Source organism: Candidimonas humi (assembly GCF_019166065.1).
Classification (GTDB): domain Bacteria; phylum Pseudomonadota; class Gammaproteobacteria; order Burkholderiales; family Burkholderiaceae_B; genus Candidimonas; species Candidimonas humi.
In genome coordinates, this window is sequence record NZ_JAHTBN010000015.1 from 19,906 (window position 1) to 35,037 (window position 15,132).

A 15,132-nucleotide genomic window follows, 5' to 3' on the forward strand; every position below is an offset into this window, starting at 1 on the left:
GCTGCCGCCTTGCGGGGTATTCCAGAACGCGAACGCAGCATGGAAATTATTCACTGGACGCGGCAGGCATGCCACGCCACACTGGCTCGTCTGATTTTCCATTCGGAGCCTATCCATCATGAACCAGCCTGCCGGCACCCCGCGCTACAAGGGCGTGTATCCCGTCGTACCCACCATCTTCCATGAAGACGGCAGCCTAGACCTGGAAGGGCAGAAGCGCTGCGTGGACTTCATGATAGATGCAGGTTCGGACGGCCTGGGCATCCTGGCCAATTTCTCCGAACAATTCGCCCTGTCGGACCCGGAGCGCGCCGTGCTCACGGAAACGATACTCGCGCACGTCAAGGGCCGTGTGCCCGTCATCGTCACCACCTCGCACTACAGCACCGATATCTGCATTGCGCGCAATCGCCATGCCCTGGAACATGGCGCGGCCATGGTGATGCTGATGCCGCCTTATCATGGGGCGACCATACGCTGCGGCGAATCCCAGATCTACGAGTTCTACGCCCGCTTGTCCGACGCGGTCGACATTCCCATCATGATCCAGGACGCGCCCATGAGCGGCGCCAATATGCCGGCTGCGTTCCTGGCCAGGATGGCCAAGGAAATCGAGCAGGTCGCGTATTTCAAGATCGAAATGCCCGGCGCGGCGTCCAAGCTGCGCGAACTCATACGCCTGGGAGGCGACAGCATCGAAGGCCCCTGGGACGGCGAAGAGGCCATTACCTTGCTGCCCGACCTGGATGCGGGCGCGACCGGCGCCATGACCGGGGGTGGCTATCCGGACGGCATCAAGACCATCGTCGACAGTTATTTCGCGGGCGAGCGCGAGCGCGCCGTATCGCTCTACCAGCAGTGGCTGCCCCTGATCAATTACGAGAACCGCCAGGGCGGCATCCTGACCAGCAAGGCCTTGATGCAGGAAGGCGGCATCATAGACTGGGCGGGCGGGCGCCATCCGTTCCCCCCCATGTTGCCGGACGTCAGGGCCGGGCTGCTCGAAACGGCGCGCAGGCTCGATCCGCTGGTGCTGCGCTGGGGCAGGTAGCGGGCCGGCATCTTGCGCACGGCACGTCCTGCATGAAGGGTAGCGGCGCGGCGGGATGCTAGGGCGCCGCGGCCTGCGCGCCACGCTGCCCGGCGATGGCCTCGATGAGGGTCTTGGCGGCGCGGCCCAGGTTGCGCCGCTTGCGCGTGATGAGGCCGTAGGGCTGGGCATGCGAGCGCAGGGCGACGGGCAGGATGGACACCAGGCCCCGGCCGGAGAAAAAACGGGCGACGTCACTGGGAAGCAAGGCCAGCAGGTCGCTGCTGTCGTTCAATAGCGCGACGGTGATGAAGGTGGACGCGGTTTCTATCGGGGCGGGCGCGCTGTTGATGCCTGCGCGGCCCAGTTCCTGCCGCAGCAATATATTCAGCGGCGTGCGGCTCGGATAGCTGATCCAGCGCAGATGCGCCAGGTCTTCCAGCTTCAGGCGCTTCCTGCGTGCCAGCGGGTTGCCGCCGCCCGCCACGACCGAAATGCTTTCCTCGGCCAGATGCAGGTAATCGTAGTTGTCGGCGTCGGGGCTGACACTGGTCCTGCCTATGACCATGTCCAGCTTGTCGCTATTGAGCATGGACAGCATGATGGCGCTGGTGTTTTCGTGGATCTCGACCGCGATGTTCGGGTTTTCCTCGCATACCTGGGAAATGGCGTCCTTCAGCACTGTCGGGACGCCGCCCATGATCACGCCCACGCGCACCTTGCCGCCGCGGCCGTGGCGGATTTCGTCGAGCTCGTCGGACAGGGCGATGACGTCGCGGCATATGACGTGCGCATAATTGATGGCGCATTCGCCCAGCCGGTTCGGATACAGGCCGTCGCGGCGCCGTTCGAACAGCGGGTCGCCCAATATCGATTCCACCTCGCGCAGCGCCTTGCTGGCGGCCGATTGCGTCATGGCCAGTTCCGCGGCCGCCCGGCGCAGGGAGTTATGGCGCCCGATGGCGATCAGCAGGTTGAGCTGCCTGAGCCGGAGCCGCCCGAATAGCGCATTGAGGTTGTTGCCGGTCATGTCGTTTCCGTTGCCTGGGCCTAGGGTGGCCAGGGCAGCGAGTCGCAGGGAAAATCAGGCTTTGATTGTAGCGTTGCGTGCGCGCCGGCATAGGCTCGTGCCTGGCCCCGGCGCATGCCTGGCGGCGCATGATCGGCAGCCAGGGCCGTGATGGGGATTGTGTCTTGGCGACGCCCTCGCGGCGAGCGGCTTGTTGTTGATAAAGTTGATTAAATTATATAGAATTTGATCAAATATTTATGGATGAGACTCCGGCGGGCACCTATCATGGGGCTGATTCGGGAGGCCTCATCCGAGGCCGCATCGCAAAGGAAAATCGCCATGAGTGCTTATTTCGAAATTGAACAGACGGCGGACAGTGTCCGCAGCGGCCTGGGAGTGCGGGTGCACGGGCCGGCCCTGTCCGGTGATCTGCCGCCCCGGGCATTGGAAGAATTGCGCGGAATCTGCCTGGAGTTCCCGGTGACGGTGGTACCCGGCCAGGAGCTGGATGCGGCGGCTTTGCATGGGCTGGCCCGCAAATTCGGCAGGCTCGAAGCGCATACGGCGCAGCGCTACCACCATCCCGAATTCCGCGAATTATCCTATGTGGCAAATGTGGGCCGCGACGGCAGTGCGGATCAGTTTGGAAGCACCATACGGGCATCGGGCTGGCACTCGGACGGCAGTTTCCTGGACGAGCCTTTTTCCCAGGCCATGCTGTATGCGCTGGAAGTGCCGCAGAAAGGCGGCGCAACGTTCTTTGCCAATATGTACCTGGCCTACGAAAATTTGCCCGACGATCTGAAAAAGAGGGCGGACGGTGCGTCTGCGGTCCATGCGCTGGGCAGCGGGCCGGATGGGGCCGCCGCACCCTCGGCCAAACAGGCACAGGAGCACCCCGAGTTGTATCCCCATACTGTCAAGCCGGTAGTACGTGTGCATCCCGAGACGGGACGCAAGGTGCTTTTCGTCAATGCCATGCATACGTCCCATGTGCTCGGCATGGGGCGTTCCGAAAGCGACATCTTCCTCAGGGATCTGGTCGATTTCGGCACGCAGCCGGAATTCGTCTACAAGCACGAATGGAACGTGGGCGACCTGGTGATATGGGATGAGCGCTCCACCCTGCACCGGGCCGGCGGAGGAGTCGCGGCCGGCCAGCGGCGCGTGCTGCTGCGGGCGCTGTTCAAGGATGCCGCCTGAGCGCGGCCGGACCGGCACCGTGCCGGGCTTCGAGGCGCTGAGCGAACATTGCCGCTGCGCTCGCCGTGTGGCGGCATGGCTGAAGATTATCCATATGATCCACCAGGAGGAGCAACATGAGACTAAACAGGACACGTGCCTGTATTTTTATTTTCCTCGCCGGCTTGGCGGCCGGCGCTGCCCATGCAGACACCTATCCGTCGCATTCCATCCGCATGATCGTGCCGTCCACGTCCGGCGGCCTGCAGGATGTGCTGGCGCGCAAGATCGGCGAAGGGCTGACACGGCGTCTGGGCCAACCGGTGATCGTGGAGAATCATGCCGGCGCGAATGGCGCCATCGGCACCAATCTGATAGCCAAGGCTGTGCCCGATGGCTACACGATAGGCATGGCCACACCGGGTACGTTGTCCACCGATACGCTGCTGCAGCCCAATCTGCCTTATGATCCCGCCCGGGACATCCAGCCGCTTACCTTGGCCATACGCACCCCGGTGGTACTGGTTGTGAATGCGAAATTCCCTGCCAAATCAGTCAAAGACTTCGTCGCCTATGCCAAAGCCCATCCCAATACGGTAACCGTCGCCAATGGCGGGCTGGGTTCGTCGCAATTTGTCTCCGCCCGGTTATTCGAGAAGCTGGCCGGCGTCAAGCTGGTTGAGGTGGCCTACCAGGGAGGCGCAGCGGCCATGCCCGACTTGGTCAGCGGCAGGGTTTCAGCCTATTTGAACAGCCCCCTGGACATCATGCCATTTATCCGCAGCGGACAGTTGCGGGCGCTGGCCGTCGGCTCTCCGGAGCGCCTGGCTGCGCTTCCGCATGTACCGACTCTGCGAGAGGAAGGCATCGAGGGTTTCGATTTTTCCGCTTGGTATGGGCTGGTCGCTCCCAAGGGGATACCCGCGCCGGTATTGAAGACTTTGAATGAGAACATCGTTGCCATCATGAAGAGTCCCGACGTCAGGGCCATGATGGCCAAAATGGATTACGAGATCGTGGCGGACACCCCAGAACAGTTTCGCGATGAAATCAAAAAAGAGGTGGCGATAGACAGTTCCGTTCTGCAGAAGGCAGCCGCGCATCGCTGAGCCCCATGGGCCGGCGCCTCCAGGGACGCGCGGCGCAGCGCGTCGCGTTCAGGCCGTCTCGCTTTGCATCAACTTGAGAAATCCGTGCATGGAACGTTCGGCCGAGATGCGGGCAAGTTCGAAGGCTTTTGCCCCGTCTCGTTTACCAAGCGCGGCTATGATTTTGCGATGTATCTTGTTGGCATCCTGCATGCGCCCGTGAAAGCCGTAGCGGGCACGCAGCGAGTCGATGAGAATCCAGTTGCGCTCGAGCACATCGGCCGCCTCCTGATTGCGTGCGATGCCTATGATGGTTGCGTGAAAGACAGTGTTCAAGCGCCTGATCTCCGCGGCGTCGCCGGCTTCGGTAGCGGCTTCCAGGTGGTCTTGCACGGCGGCAATTTTGCCTATGTCCTCATTGGTGATGTAAAGCACGCACTTTTCATAGATCATGCGCAGCACCGCAATGCGCAAATCGTAGATATTCTCCAGGAAGGCGGGGTCCACCGCGCGCACGCTGGCGCCGCAGTGCGGTATCATCGTCACGAGGCCCTGGCCATGCAGTTCTCGCAGGGCGACCCGCAAGGGCATAGGGCCCACTCCGTAGCGGCGCGTAAGTTTCGCGATCGGCAGCCTGGTGCCCGGCGGCAGTTCTCCCGACAGAATGTCCTGCCGTAATCTGTCGCGTATTTTTACATCGGCGGTGCTGCCCATTGCCGTGGCTCTGCTCGGTGGGTGACGGGTTTCCGAATTCTACCAATTGCGCCAACCATACTGCACCCGCCACGCTGAAAGCGTAGCGGCGTTCCGACCGGTCCTTGCAGGAGTACCGCCGACATGGATGCAGACAAGCGCTCTCATGGCCTTTGGGAGGAGACCGCGCCGCCCGCGCCGGCCACTTCCGTGCTGGCCGCGGATGTGCGGGCCGAGGTGGCCATCGTCGGCGCGGGGTATACCGGGCTGTCGGCGGCGCTGCATCTGGCCGAACGGGGCATGGATTGCGTGGTGCTGGAAGCCCGGGACGCCGGCTTCGGCGGGTCGGGGCGCAATGTCGGGCTGGTCAATGCCGGCATGTGGGTGATGCCCGACGAGCTGCCGCGTATCTTGGGCCCGATCTACGGCTCGCGCCTGCTCGAGGTGCTGGGCGATGCTCCCGGGCTGGTCTACGACATCATCGGACGCTACGGCATCGCCTGCGTAGCGTCGCACCAGGGAACCTTGCACTGTGCCGCCGATGCGCGCGGGCTGGCCGAGATCCGGCGCCGCGCCGGGCAATGGAGCCGGCTGGGCGCGCCGGTGCGCCTCCTGGATGCCGCGGAAACGGCGCGTCGGGTAGGCACCGGCGCCTATCGCGGCGCGCTGCTCGACTTGCGCGCGGGCACCATACAGCCGCTGGCCTATGCCCGGGGATTGGCCGACGCCGCCTTGCGGCGCGGCGCCCGGATCCATACCGCGAGCCCCGTATCGTCCTGGCGCCGGGCGGGCGGGGATTGGCTGCTGGAGACGGCCGGCGGCGCCCGTGTCGCCGCGCGCCGCGTCCTGCTGGCGACCAATGCCTATACGGGCCGCAACGGCCAATGGCGTGCGCTGCGCGCAGAGCTTGCCGCGTTCCCTTATTTCAATCTCGCCACGGCGCCCTTGCGGCCGGACTTGAGCGCGGCCATCTTGCCGGGCGGCGAAGGCGCCTGGGACACCAACAGGGTGCTGTCGTCCATGCGCATGGACGCGGCGGGCCGCCTGGTGTTCGGCAGCGTCGGGGCGTTGCGCGGCGGCGGCATCGCGATTCATCGCAACTGGGCGCGCCGCCGCCTGCGGGCGCTGTTCCCGCAACTCGGCGCCGCGAACTTCGAGCACGAGTGGTTCGGTACTATAGGCATGACCGCCGACTGCCTGCCGCGGTTTCATGAGCTTGCCCCCAATGTGTTTGCTTTCGGCGGCTACAACGGGCGGGGCATAGGTACGGGCACTGCCATGGGCTTGTGGTTCGCACGCCTGGCGGCCGGCGAAGTGGCCAGGGACGAAATGCCGCTGCCGCTCACGCCTGTGCGGGCCATGCGCGGCAGTTGCTTGCGCGAGCTCGTCTATGCGCGCGGCGCCGATCTGGTGCACTATGCGGGGGCGCGTTTTTGACGGCGGCGGTCGACGCTAGGGATGCAACAGGAGCTTGAACCATGAAACTTGAACGCGACACGATAGAACTGACCCTGGCCGAGCTGGGCGTCGAGCGCGCGAGCCCGCAAGCAGCCGCGCTGCTTTCCTGCTCTCCGATCGACGGCAGTCCACTGGGTGCGGTGCGCACGCACGGCGCGGCCGAGGTCGATGCCATGGTCGAGACGGCGCGGCGCGCCTTTGCCGCCTGGCGATTGGTGCCTGCGCCGCGGCGCGGCGAACTGATCCGCCTGTACGCCGACGAGCTGCGCGCGCACAAAGAGGCGCTCGGGCGGCTGGTGTCGCTGGAGGCCGGCAAGATAATCAGCGAAGGGCAGGGCGAAGTGCAGGAAATGATCGACATCTGCGATTTCGCCGTTGGCCTGTCGCGCCAGTTGCATGGACTGACCATCGCGTCGGAACGGCCCGGCCACCGCATGATGGAGACCTGGCATCCGCTGGGCGTGGTGGGCGTGATCAGCGCGTTCAATTTCCCGGTGGCCGTGTGGTCGTGGAATTTCGCCTTGGCGATAGTCTGCGGCAATCCGGTGATATGGAAGCCTTCGGAAAAAACGCCGCTGGCCGCGCAGGCCTGCCTGGCGCTGTTCGGCCGCGCATTGCGCCGATATGGCGACGAGGCTCCCAACGGTCTCGCGCAAGTGGCACAGGGCGGCCGCGAGGCGGGCGAGGCGCTGGCGGGCAATGCCGGCGTGGCCTTGCTGTCGGCCACCGGCAGCACGCGCATGGGACGCGAGGTCGGCCCGCGGGTGGCGGCGCGTTTCGGCCGCTCGCTGCTGGAGCTCGGGGGCAACAATGCCGTCATCGTCGCCCCTACGGCCGACCTGGATCTGGCCTGCCGCGGCATTGTCTTTGCCGCCGTCGGCACCTGCGGCCAGCGCTGCACCACGACCCGCAGGCTGATCGTCCACGCGGACGTGCGCGAGACCTTGCTGGCCCGCCTGCGGCAGGCCTATGCGAACCTGCCCATCGGCAATCCGCTGGACCCGGCCACCTTGGTCGGGCCCTTGATCGACGCGGCGGCTTTCGACGCCATGCAGGCCACGCTGCGCGAGGCCGTCGCGCAGGGGGCGGCGGTGCATGGCGGCGGCCGGGTGCTGCAGCGGCAGGCTCCTGATGCCTACTATGTGGAGCCAGCCATCGCCATGATGCCCGCCCAGACCGATGTGGTCCGGCGCGAGGCCTTCGCACCCATACTCTATGTATTGACCTACCGCGACTACGACGAGGCGATCGCCCTGCACAACGACGTGCCCCATGGCCTGTCGTCGGCAATCTTCACCAATGACCTGCGCGAGGCTGAATCGTTCCTGTCGGCGGCGGGCTCGGACTGCGGCATCGCCAATGTGAACCTGGGCACGTCCGGCGCCGAGATCGGCGGTGCCTTCGGGGGCGACAAAGAAACCGGCGGGGGGCGCGAGTCGGGTTCGGACGCCTGGAAGAACTATATGCGCAGGGCGACCAATACCGTCAATTATTCGCGCCGGCTGCCGCTGGCGCAGGGCGTGAAGTTCGATATATAGACGGCGTCCTCGCGCGGTTTATCTGTCTTGCCGTCCGGGTTCGATTCTCAGTAGTTCATATCTGTCTTGCCGTCCAGGTTCGATTCTCAGTAGTTCATATCTGCCTTGCCGCCCCGGCGCGGCCTTCAGTAGTCCATGGCCGCCGGACCCACCGCCGACAGGGCCAGCGTTTCGATGCGCGGGAAGTCCAGCACCAGCAGTGCGGCCTTGATTTGTTCGATGTAGCCGGCCGAGTCGGGATGGTCGGCCACGGTCTGCTCGATCCAGTCCTCGATGGAACTGAGCTGTCCTTCGTGGGCCAGGATCGCCAGCTCCAGGCGCCTGCGCGCCGGGGGCAGCATGCCATCGGCGATTTGCGGGGTTTCTTCGGGAACGGGCGCTGGATGCGATGCCTCGGGCCGCCAGACTATGGTCTCGGGCCCGTCGGCGCTCACCCGGATATGGGCGCTGAAGCGGCTGCCGATGTCGGGGGCGCTCTCGAGCAGCAGTTCGCCGCCCATCTGCTCGACGATGTGCTTGGCGATGAACAAGCCCAGCCCCGTGCCACCCGAATGCGGATGCACCTGGGAAAACGGCTTGAACAGCCCCGCTTGCACACTGGGCTCCATGCCTATGCCCGAGTCGGCGACGGTGAAGTTCAGCGCCCATTGCCCTGTTTCGCGGCTGGCACGCACCTGCAGGCGGATTACGCCGTTATGGGTGAATTTCGCGGCGTTGGACAACAGGTTGTACAGGATCTGCTTGATACGCCGCACGTCTATGATGACATGCGCCGGCAGCTCGTCGGGGGCTTCGCAAATAAAGTGATTGTCCTGGTGGGCGCTCATGGCGACGCCATGCTGGTAAAGATCCTGCAGCAGGTCGGCCATATTGATGGAGCCGGGAGTGATCTGCAGCGGCTGCAATTCCCCCTTGGCGTATTCGAGCAGATCGTCGATGAGCGCAAGCTGGTAGTTGGCGCTGCGCTCGATAGTCCGGATGTAGGGAGCCTGGAGGGATGTCTGTGTCTCGCGCAGCAGCCTGGCGTAACTGACGATAGTGCCGAGCGGCGCGCGCAGATCGTGGCTGATGTAGCCCAGCATTTCCGTCTGCTGGCGGTTCTTGTCGTCGGCGTATTTCAGTGCGCTGTTCAGGGCCGTGGTCTGCAGTTCCACTTCGGCTTGCAGGCGATGGTGTTCGCTTTCGCGCAATTCTTCCAGCGCGCGGCGCGCTGATTGCCGCTGCTTGGCGACCTGCGTGATCCAGGAAGCCAGCAGCATGAAATTGATGGTGGTGCCCAGCAGGGAAATGGCGGGGTTGGTGGCCACGTTCTGGATGTCGAAACGGGCCAACAGACCGGCCAGCGCCCCGCTGCGTTCTATGACCCGTAGCGACATATGCAGCAGGAAGAACAAGGTGAACCAGAAAGTGAACTGGCCATAGGGTACCGAGCGCTTGACCAGGATGTAGGCCGCCACCATCAGGCTCGTGCCGATCAGCAGGCTGCTGAGCGCGACGACCATGCCCAGGGCGGGCGTGCCGCTGAACGCGCCGATGCAGGCGAATATGCCTTCCGCTATGGCCAGGCCCAGGAAGTAGCGTTTTGCGGGCAGTTCGACAGACTCCTGGCGGGCCAGCATATAGAAGAACAGCAGGAACGTGCATAGCGACAGGCAGCCCAGCACATTGCCCGCGCGCTCGGCCCATTCGGTGGCACCGGGCCAGAGGTACAGCTTGGCATATCCCCTGAGCGTGGCCTCGTACAACAGGGTGACCAGGCCTAGCAAGCCCAGGCAGGCGAAAGAACGGCTGGAAGAAAACAGCGCTATGAATAGCGCAGCGATGGCGAGTGCGCCGAATTCGCCCAGGAGGAAGCCGGTCCAGATCGAGGTCCATCCCTCTTGGCGCTGGAAGGCGGATTCGAGGTAGATGCGGGGCTGTATGCGCAGCGGGCGCGAACCCTCGACGCGAACGAAAATCCGCTGCAGCGCGTTGGGTGCGAGGCTGAATCCGAGCGTCGGCAGGCGCCCGGGCTGGCTCTGCGCCTCCAGGGGTACGTTTTCCCCCGACACGTAGTGTTGCCACTGCTCGCCGCGCTGCACATAGAAGTCGACCCACTGTAGGTTCGGCGGCCCCATGGCCAGGCGCAAGCGCAAGGGAAATATGTCGGCGTTGATGAGCGTGAATTCCAGCCACCATGCAGAGGTGGAGCGCCCGGGATGGAGCAGGGCAGCGGTGGCGTCGTGGAAGCGTTCGGGGTGCTGGATGGCCAGGTTCGAGATCTGCTGGATATCCATTGTGGCCGCGCGGTCTTCGTAGACGCGCACCTGATCCAGAGCGTCGGACGGCCATGGGTGCTGCAAGTCTATGGATAAAACCCCGGCTTGAGCGGTCGTAACCAAGAAAAAAATTAGTATGCTTATCAACGACCGTAGCATATTATTTAAAGGTTTTACCCGTTTATATATCGTAAACAGTGCATTACATTTGTGTATTAATGTAACAATCTGGCTCCTGTATTAAACGGGTTTGGCTGCAGATCATTGCCGGAAGCCGCATACAGCCGTGGAACACCGGCGGAATAAATATCCTGAAATACTTTGTATTTTTACGGAGTTTTGGCCAATTCCTTGAGTTAGTCAAACGCTTTATATACATTTCGGGAACGGGTCGAGTCGATTGCGACTAGACAGAACGACCTGATGCCTAGCATCATTGTTGTAAATTCATCACGGGTTCAGTCACATGTCAGTTTCCGCTCCTGCTGCGCCGCATGCCCATATTCTCATTGTGGATGATGGCCCCGATGAGCTGCGCCTGCTGGTCGAGACCCTGCGCCGTGCCAATTACCGGCTGAGCGTGGCCTTCGACGGCGCGCAAGGCTACGACCGGGCGATCGCCGGGCGGCCCGACCTTATCCTGATGGACGTGCGCATGCCGCGCATGGACGGGCATGCGACGTGCCGGCGCCTGAAGGCCAATCCGGCCACGGCGCATATCCCCGTGATATTCCTGAGTTCGGCGGCACAGGCCGGTGAACGCCTGGCGGGCCTGCAAAGCGGCGGGGTCGATTATGTAATCAAGCCGTATTCCGCCGAAGAAGTATTGGCGCGAGTGCAGATACACCTGGCGCTGGCCTCGGGCAACCCGGCTCCCAAGGCCGTGCAGGAAACGTTCAGCCTCGACGACGACGAAGTGCTGGTACAGGCGACCAAGCGTTATCTGGCCAATCATTTCACGGATACGCCCGCTCTGGAATCCGTGGCGCGGGCATTGGGCACCAGCGAAAAGCGCCTGTCCCATGCCTTTCGGCAGAGCCTGGGCATGACGGTGTTCGAATATTTCCGCGGCGAACGCATGGCCTATGCGCAGCGGCTGCTTGCCACGACTTCGCTGAGCATCGTGGCGATCGCCGATGCCGTGGGGTTTTCCAGCGCGGCCAATTTCTCGACCGCCTTTCGCGAGCACGCCGGCATGTCGCCTTCTACGTATCGCAGCAGCAAGCGCGGCCACGAGCCCGCTGCCGTCCAGGACCAGGGCGACTCGAGCGCGTCGCTGTCGGAATATTGATCAAGACTGCGCCGCCAGGCGCAGGATGCGCTGGCCGCGGCTCTTGAAGTCCGCCATCATCCTGGGCACGCTGTCGTCGCTGCCGCGCCAGTTGACGATGAAGCAGAAGCTGCTGCGCCTGCCGGGCTGTACCATCTGCCCCGCCACGCTGAAGCAGTGGAAGTCCTCCCAGTCTATGCTGCCGCCCTTGCCGTAGGCCGGCGTGTCTTCCGGCGCCATCATGGGCATCGCATTGGCCATTGCCGATATGCGCTTGAATTCCTGCAGCGTTTCGGGCTTGCGGAACAGCTTGCCCGCCAGCACGTGCTCGTACCAGCCGCTCATCTCGGTCGCGGTGCTTTGCATGGTTTGCCGCTCGTTCATGGGGTCGCGCGGCTTGCCGGGCATGGAGCCGGTTGCCATTTTCTGCATGCCGTCCCACCCCAGGTCGGTGCCCTCCGGCGCCCCGGCCAGGTACGAGAAGAGCATGCGTGTCGAGTCCGGTATGCGTGTGTGTGCATATCCCAGTGATGCGATCAACTGGCGTACGCGATCCGGGCCGACCGCCTTCAGTATGGCGTCGGTGGCGGTATTGTCGCTGTGCGCGATCATGGCCTCGAGCAGGCTGGTGGCCGCGGTGGTTCCCTGCAGGTGCATGAAGACCGGGCTGCCCGGCGACCAGATTGCCGGGCCGACGTCCAGTTGAGTGCTTTCCGACAGGCGGCCGGCCTCGACCTCTTTCAGGTACTGGCCCAGCATGAAGGTCTTGACGGCGCTGCCTACGAACAAGGGCTTGTCGGCCAGCACGCGATAGGTCCGGGCCGCGTGGCTGTCGCGCACGGACAGGCAAACCGCGGCCTGGCCGGGCGAGAGACGGCCGAATTCCTCGGCCGCCACCTGCAAGGCCGAGGTCGCCTTGGCGGCGTGCGGCGTGCCGGCGCGGACATCGGCCAGGGGCACGGCCAGCGTTGCGGCGGCGCCGCGCAGCAGGGTTCTACGGTTCATTGTTGTCTCTCTCTCGTGTGGGTATGAAGGCGCCCGCCGCCGTTCTACAAGTTGGCCCGGAGCAGGCGGTGGGTCTCGAACAGGGGCAGCCCCATCACGCCGGTATAGCTGCCGGAAATATGCGCCACGAATATGGCCGCCATGCCCTGGATGCCGTATGCGCCGGCCTTGCCCAGCGGCTCGCCGCTGGCGCAGTAGGCGTCGATTTCTGCGTCCGACAGGGCACGGAAGCGCACCCGGGTTATCGACAGGTCTTCGTCGAGCCGGCCGCGCCAGTCGAGCACGATGGCGGTGCGCACTTCGTGGACGCTGTCGGACAGGCGCCGCAACATGTCTCGCGCGTGTTGCGCATCGGCCGGCTTGCCCAGGATGTCGCCGTCCAGGATGACGGTGGTGTCGGCCGCCAGTACCGGCCTGGGCGGCAGCGATTCCTGCCGTATCCAGTCGCGTGCGCGCAGCGCTTTTTCCCTGGCGGTGCGGCACACGTAATCGGCAGGGGATTCGTTTTCCAGCACCGGTTCGTCTTCGCCGGCCGGCGCGGGCACCCGCAGCACTTCGTGCGCGACATGGATCTGGTCCAGCAGTTCGCGTCGTCGCGGACTGGCCGAGGCAAGGTAGATGGGGGGAAACGACATAATGCCCGGGAGCGCTTCAGCGCACCTTGAGTATCTTCATGCCATTGGTGCCGCCGCTGTTGCTGTAGTAGTCGCCCTTGGTGAGGATGATCCAGTCGCCTTTTTTCAGCAGCGCCTGCTGCTTGAGCAGCTCGATGGCGGCGTCGCTGAGGTGCGCGGGATCGATCGAGGTCGGGTCGAAGGGAACCGTATAGACGCCGCGGAACAAGGCGGCGCGGCGCTGGGTCATGGGGTGTCGGGTGTAGCAGTAGATGGGCACGCCCGAACGGATGCGCGACATGATCAGCGGCGTATGCCCGCTTTCGGTGAGCGCGATGATGGCCTTGACGCCCGGGAAGTGGTTGGCGGCATACATGGCCGACAGGGCTATGGTTTCGTCGCAGCGGCTGAAGGTTTCGCCCAGCCGGTGCTTGGAATGCGTGGTGGTCGGCTCTTGTTCGGCCCCCAGGCAGATGCGCGCCATGGCCTGCACCGCCTCGACCGCGTACTGGCCGGAGGCGCTCTCGGCCGAGAGCATCACCGCGTCGGTGTAGTCGAGCACGGCATTGGCCACGTCGGAAACCTCGGCGCGCGTGGGCAGCGGGCTGCTGATCATGGATTCCATCATCTGCGTGGCCGTGATCACCAGCTTGTTGTGCGAGCGCGCGTGCTGGATGATGCGCTTCTGTATGCCCACCAGCCGCGCATCGCCGATTTCCACGCCCAGGTCGCCGCGCGCCACCATGACGCCGTCGCTGGCCTTGATCAGCGCATCCAGCGCACGGTCGTCGGCCACGGCCTCGGCGCGTTCGATCTTGGCGATCAGCCACGCCTGGCTGCCGGCGGCGCGCACCAGGCGGCGCGCCTCTTCGATGTCGCGCCCGTAGCGGGGGAAGGACACCGCCACGTAGTCGAGTTCCAGGTCGGCCGCGATCTGGATGTCCTGGCGGTCTTTGTCGGTGAGACTGGGGGCGGAGATGCCGCCGCCGCGCCGGTTGATGCCCTTGTTATTGGACAGAGGGCCGCCGACCGAGACGTGCGTATGCACCGCGTGTTCTTCGACCTCGTCGACGACCAGGACTACCCGGCCGTCGTCCAGCAGCAGTTCGTCGCCCGGATGGCAGTCATGCACCAGCGGCGGATAGTCTATGCCCACGATGCTGGCGGTGCCGGCATCCAGCGGATGCTGGTTGGACAGCGTGAATTCCTGGCCCGCCGTGAGAGTGACCTTGCCTTGCGTGAACCGGGCGATGCGTATCTTGGGGCCCTGCAGGTCGCCCATCAGGGCCACGTAGCGGCCGTGCCGGGCGGCGATGGCGCGCACGGTCTCGGCCCGCTGCCGATGGTCTTCGGCATTGCCGTGGGAAAAATTCAGGCGGGCCACATCCATGCCTGCCAGGATGAGCTGCTCGATTTTTTCCGGCGAGGAACTGGCCGGGCCCAGGGTGGCGACGATTTTCGTGCGGCGTTTGGACATGGTTTTTGGCCCGCAGGCAGGGTTGGTTGTGGCGGTTACGCGCGGTGGTAGGGATGATTGTTCATGATAGCCCAAGCGCGGTAGAGCTGTTCGGCCAGGATGACACGCACCATGGGATGGGGCAGGGTCAGCGAAGACAGGCGCAGCAGGCTTGCGCAGTGCTGTTTGAGCTGGGGGTCGAGGCCGTCGGGGCCGCCCACCAGAAAGACGACGTCGCGGCCCGAGGCCCGCCATTGTTCCAGTTCACGGGCCAGCTTTGCGGTAGTGAGATCGCGGCCGTGTTCGTCCAGGGCGATGCACAGCGCCTGCGGCGGCACGGCGGCCTGCAGGCGCCTGGCCTCGGCCTGCATCATCTGTTCGACTGTCTTGCCCGAGCTGCGCGGCTCGGGCTTGATTTCGCGCAGTTCCAGCGCGCAGTCCGGCGGCATGCGCCGCGCATAATCGTGCCAGGCCTCTTGCACCCATGCCGGCATGCGCACGCCCACGGCCAGCACGATCAGTTTCATG

Annotated in this window: 13 protein-coding genes; 6 read left to right on the top strand and 7 right to left on the bottom strand. The window is 64.3% G+C overall.

The window, feature by feature from the left end:
* Positions 1-118 precede the first annotated feature (118 nt).
* Positions 119-1,051, top strand: coding sequence for a dihydrodipicolinate synthase family protein (locus tag KVP10_RS19910; protein WP_217966502.1), 933 nt, complete (start codon positions 119-121; stop codon positions 1,049-1,051).
* Positions 1,052-1,109: 58 nt separating this feature from the next.
* Here the strand turns inward: KVP10_RS19910 and KVP10_RS19915 are convergent, their stop codons facing one another.
* A complete protein-coding gene (locus tag KVP10_RS19915; RefSeq protein ID WP_217966503.1) occupies positions 1,110-2,060 on the bottom strand; it encodes a LysR family transcriptional regulator in 951 nt (316 codons plus the stop codon).
* A gap of 321 nt (positions 2,061-2,381) precedes the next feature.
* Between KVP10_RS19915 and KVP10_RS19920 the strand changes: the two genes are divergently transcribed.
* On the top strand, positions 2,382-3,245 hold the full coding sequence (locus tag KVP10_RS19920; RefSeq protein WP_217966504.1) for a TauD/TfdA dioxygenase family protein: 864 nt from the start codon (positions 2,382-2,384) through the stop codon (positions 3,243-3,245).
* A gap of 215 nt (positions 3,246-3,460) precedes the next feature.
* Complete coding sequence (locus KVP10_RS19925; protein ID WP_217966505.1) at positions 3,461-4,333, top strand: Bug family tripartite tricarboxylate transporter substrate binding protein; 873 nt, start codon at positions 3,461-3,463, stop codon at positions 4,331-4,333.
* Between the two features lie 48 nt (positions 4,334-4,381).
* On the opposite strand, the gene KVP10_RS19930 is transcribed toward KVP10_RS19925, so the two are convergent.
* Positions 4,382-5,026 carry a GntR family transcriptional regulator gene (locus KVP10_RS19930; RefSeq protein ID WP_217966506.1) on the bottom strand — a complete coding sequence of 215 codons (645 nt, stop codon included), beginning with the start codon at positions 5,024-5,026 and terminating at the stop codon, positions 4,382-4,384.
* Between the two features lie 123 nt (positions 5,027-5,149).
* Between KVP10_RS19930 and KVP10_RS19935 the strand changes: the two genes are divergently transcribed.
* Positions 5,150-6,442: an NAD(P)/FAD-dependent oxidoreductase gene (locus KVP10_RS19935; protein WP_217966507.1), complete on the top strand. Its 1,293-nt coding sequence runs from the start codon at positions 5,150-5,152 to the stop codon at positions 6,440-6,442.
* Between the two features lie 41 nt (positions 6,443-6,483).
* A complete protein-coding gene (gene amaB, locus KVP10_RS19940; RefSeq protein ID WP_217966508.1) occupies positions 6,484-8,001 on the top strand; it encodes an L-piperidine-6-carboxylate dehydrogenase in 1,518 nt (505 codons plus the stop codon).
* A gap of 125 nt (positions 8,002-8,126) precedes the next feature.
* Here the strand turns inward: amaB and KVP10_RS19945 are convergent, their stop codons facing one another.
* Positions 8,127-10,382, bottom strand: a complete 2,256-nt coding sequence (locus tag KVP10_RS19945; RefSeq protein ID WP_217966509.1) for a sensor histidine kinase — start codon at positions 10,380-10,382, stop codon at positions 8,127-8,129.
* 343 nt (positions 10,383-10,725) lie between these two features.
* Between KVP10_RS19945 and KVP10_RS19950 the strand changes: the two genes are divergently transcribed.
* The gene (locus KVP10_RS19950) at positions 10,726-11,550 is read left to right on the top strand and encodes a response regulator transcription factor (RefSeq protein ID WP_217966510.1); all 825 of its coding nucleotides are present in this window, start codon (positions 10,726-10,728) and stop codon (positions 11,548-11,550) included.
* On the opposite strand, the gene KVP10_RS19955 is transcribed toward KVP10_RS19950, so the two are convergent.
* From KVP10_RS19955 to rlmH, 4 genes are read right to left on the bottom strand one after another with little or no spacing between them, the layout of a single operon-like run.
* Positions 11,551-12,534 (bottom strand): serine hydrolase, encoded by a 984-nt coding sequence (locus KVP10_RS19955; RefSeq protein ID WP_217966511.1) that lies wholly within the window; start codon positions 12,532-12,534, stop codon positions 11,551-11,553. It abuts the gene before it with no gap.
* A 44-nt stretch (positions 12,535-12,578) separates the two neighbouring features.
* The gene (locus KVP10_RS19960; RefSeq protein WP_217966512.1) at positions 12,579-13,169 is read right to left on the bottom strand and encodes a Maf family protein; all 591 of its coding nucleotides are present in this window, start codon (positions 13,167-13,169) and stop codon (positions 12,579-12,581) included.
* Between the two features lie 16 nt (positions 13,170-13,185).
* A complete protein-coding gene (pyk, locus tag KVP10_RS19965; protein WP_217966513.1) occupies positions 13,186-14,625 on the bottom strand; it encodes a pyruvate kinase in 1,440 nt (479 codons plus the stop codon).
* Positions 14,626-14,660: 35 nt separating this feature from the next.
* Positions 14,661-15,131 carry a 23S rRNA (pseudouridine(1915)-N(3))-methyltransferase RlmH gene (gene rlmH, locus KVP10_RS19970; protein ID WP_217966514.1) on the bottom strand — a complete coding sequence of 157 codons (471 nt, stop codon included), beginning with the start codon at positions 15,129-15,131 and terminating at the stop codon, positions 14,661-14,663.
* Between the last annotated feature and the right edge of the window lies 1 nt (position 15,132).